Origin of the sequence: Sabulibacter ruber, from assembly GCF_017355955.1 — a bacterium.
Taxonomy (GTDB): domain Bacteria; phylum Bacteroidota; class Bacteroidia; order Cytophagales; family Hymenobacteraceae; genus Nibribacter; species Nibribacter ruber_A.
In genome coordinates, this window is the sequence record NZ_JAFFID010000014.1 from 1 (window position 1) to 402 (window position 402).

Here is a 402-nt window from a genome sequence, read left to right on the forward strand (position 1 = left end):
CGGCGCGGAACGCGGTGACGGCGCAGAACCCGCTGAGGCCGGGGCCGACCGGCCTGAAGGGCTGGGTGTCGCGGGAGGTCATAGCCTTGTATCACGGGCACAGACGTTCAGGCTCGGTGTTGAAAGAGCTTGAACGGACACGGGAGAGGGGCGCCGCGTCCGCCTTGAGGTTTGTGCCTCGTTACGGAGATTGGCGCCCTCGTCCGGTGCTTAGGACTTGAACGGTATCCCGGCGGATGGGCTTGCGCCATCGCGTCGCATTCACAAGGGCAAGGACAAGCATCGGCTCCGAGGCTCCCGACCGCTGACCGGGGAGGTGTTCGCCATGAACTTCGTCGGCATCGACATCGGCGGTGAAACGCACTTTGCCGCCGCCGTGAATGAACAAGGGACCGTCACGCT

1 protein-coding gene is annotated in these 402 nt (G+C 64.9%); it reads left to right on the top strand.

Annotated features, from left to right (window positions below; all coding sequences use genetic code 11):
- Positions 1–217: 217 nt before the first annotated feature.
- The coding region (locus JT719_RS24225) for a hypothetical protein (RefSeq protein ID WP_207436375.1) at positions 218–402 on the top strand (185 nt) is incomplete at its 3' end.